2 protein-coding genes are annotated in these 2,884 nt (G+C 71.3%); both read right to left on the reverse strand.

The window, feature by feature from the left end:
* Positions 1 to 1,611, reverse strand: a 1,611-nt coding sequence (locus VM840_12225; GenBank protein ID HVL82345.1) for an Ig-like domain-containing protein, incomplete at its 3' end; no start/stop codon positions are given.
* Between the two features lie 247 nt (positions 1,612 to 1,858).
* The coding region (locus VM840_12230) for a GAF domain-containing SpoIIE family protein phosphatase (GenBank protein ID HVL82346.1) at positions 1,859 to 2,884 on the reverse strand (1,026 nt) is incomplete at its 5' end.

Consider the following 2,884-nt stretch of genomic DNA (forward strand, 5'->3'; position numbering starts at 1 on the left):
CTTGAAGCTCACGCCGGCGGTGTAGGTGACGGTCCCATCCTCGTCGATCTTCGCGTCGCCGTGCGCAGGGTCGCCCACGGCGACCACCGTGAGCGCGTCGCCGTCGGGATCGGTGTCGTTGGCGAGGACATCGACCTTGACGGTCCCGTACTGGGGCGCCGAGGTCTCGTCGTCTGCGCCGGAGGGCGCATCGTTCACTGGGCGCACGGTGATCGTGACCGTCGCCTGGGCGCACGCTCCGTCCTCGTCGCATGCTCTGTACGTGAACGAGTCCGTTCCGTGGAAGTCGGGCAGCGGGGTGTAGACGAACTCACCTCGGGAGCCCATGTCGAGCGACCCTCTGTCGACCCCTGACGTGAGCGAGCTCGTCAGGGGGTCGCCATCGGCGTCGCTGTCGTTGTGGAGGACGCCCGGAGGAGGCACCGCCAGGCGCCGATCCTCGTCCACGGCGAACGCGTCGGCACCCGCGACGGGCGCCTGGTGAACGCGGAACGTGTACGCCGCGCCCGCGTCGGTGGCTCCGGCATCGTCGCGCGAAGCCCCGATCGTCACGTTGTCGCCGGACAGGGCCACGGACACCCCGACGATGTCCGACTGGCTCCGGCTCGGCGCGGTGATCTTCGTCTCCTCGACCCATCTCGTTGGAGACCGGACGAACGAGTACGCGGCGCCCCTCTCGCCGTCGTCGCCGGGGGCTCCCACGACCGCGCGCTCGCCCGAGGCGGCGACGGAATGACCGAACAGGTCGAGGTGGGCGCCGTCGCCCGCGAGCAGCTTCGCTTCGTGACCCCACAGGCCGCCGAAACCGAAGAACACGTGGGCCGACCCTGAATCGACCCCCCGGTCGTCGTCACCGGGAGCGCCGATGACCGCTGTCGTCGACGACAACGCCACCGACGTCCCGAAGCCGTCCGAGGCGGCTCCATCTGGTGCCCGGAGGCTCGCCCGGCGGGACCACGACGAGCCCGTACGACCGAAGACCTGGGCCGCCCCCGCGTTCGCGCCTTTGACGTCGTCGCCGGGTACGCCGACTACGAGGTCGTCACCTGACACGGCGAGGGCGCTTCCGAACCTGTCTGCTGTCGAGCCGCTCCCGGGGGTGAGCTTGGTCTCCTGGGTCCACTGGCCCCCCGACCGGCCGAAGACGTAGACGGACCCGGAGGAGCTGCCGTCGTCATCGTCCTCCGGGGCGCCGAGGACCACCGTGTCGCCGGACGCTGCCACGGCCGCGCCCAGATGGTCGAAGGCTGCCCCGTCCGCGGCGGTGAGCTTCGCCTCCTGCGTCCAGGTGGTCCCAGAGCGGCGGAACACGTAGGCCGAACCCGAGTCTGTCCCCATGTCGTCATCCCCCCGGGCGCCGACGACTGCCAAGTCGCCGGACAGGCCCACCGAGGACCCCAACAGGTCGCCTGCTGCCCCATCGGATGCCACGAGCTTCGCCTCATGGGCCCACGTCTTGCCGGTGCGCCGGAACACATGCGCCGATCCGGAGGACGAGCCTCGGTCGTCATCACCCGGCACCCCGACGACCACCCTCTCCCCGGACGCCGCCACCGCGTGCCCGAAGAAGTCGGACGCTGCGGGGGCCGGGGCCAGGTGCTTCGCCTGCATGCTGGCAACAGGGGGAGCTGGAGCCGACGCGCCGGCCGGGAGCGCGGGCAGGAGCGTGACCACGACGAGGGCCCACCCACACCGGGTGGGGGCGTTCCGGCTTGACCGGCGGGACTGGACCGATGGACGCAAGGCGGCCTCCGCTGCTCTGGGGCTGGATATGCGCCGTCAAGGGGTGGTTCGACGCCGAAGGGCGGGGGTCCTGCCGCCTGCCGTCGCATCCAGGGCCGACGTGTGCGGCTTCCGATCAGGCGTGCGCCCCGTCCGCGGTCACGCGTAGCGCCAGGAGCACGATGTCGTCGCGCTGGCCGCCCGGCTCGAAGGCCGTGACCTCCTTCGCGATCCTCTCCACGGTCGAGCCGGACGGGAGCCCGCCGCAGGACCCGACGACGCGGGACAGGCGAGCTTCCCCGAAGAACTCGTCCCCCCGGCGCGCATCGGTGACGCCGTCGGTGTAGGCGACGAGGGTGTCACCGCGGTGAAGGGAGAAGGAGGACGAACCGACCCCCGTCACCTCGAAGAACCCGAGCACACCCCGTGTCTCACCCATGACCTCGACCGTCCCGTCCCCGCGGACCACGAGCGGGAGAGGGTGGCCTCCCGAGGCGAGCTCCACATGGACGCTGTCGTCGCCCATCGTCAGCGCCATGTAGCAGACGGTAGCGAAGGTGGACTCGGCGGTCTCCCGCAGGATCGCGCGGTTCAGGATCCTAAGGACCGCGCTGGGGTCGTTGCCCTCACCGGCTGCGGTCCGGATCGTGTGGCGGCAGAGGGCCGTGAGCACGGCGGCCTCCACTCCCTTCCCGCAGACGTCCCCGACGACCGCCCCCCACGTGTCGGCGTCGATGTTGAACAGGTCGTAGAAGTCGCCGCCCACCTCGACCCCCTCGGCGGCCGGCAGGTACAGCGCGGCCGCGTCGAGGCCCGGCACCGCGGGCAGGTCCGGAGGGAGGAGCGCGCGTTGGAGCGTCCTCGACTGCTCGGTCCTCTCTTCGAGGAGGCGTGCGTTCTCGACCGCGAGGCTGGCCCGCAGTGCGAGGTCCTCCGCCAGCCGGAGGTCCTCGTCGTCGTAGGACCTGGCCGGGTCGCTCGAGGCCAGCGTGAGTGCGCCTATCACACGCCCACGCGTGACCAGAGGCACGATCGCCGATGAGTGGATACCCACCTCCCGGATGAGCCTCGTGTGCTCGTCGTCGTGGCTCGCCGCATCGAGCGTCTCCTCGGCGATGACGCGGGTGAGCACCGAGCGGCCTTCCCTCAGCACGTCCACGGC

The sequence above is a fragment of the Actinomycetota bacterium genome (assembly GCA_035540895.1).
Taxonomy (GTDB): domain Bacteria; phylum Actinomycetota; class JAICYB01; order JAICYB01; family JAICYB01; genus DATLFR01.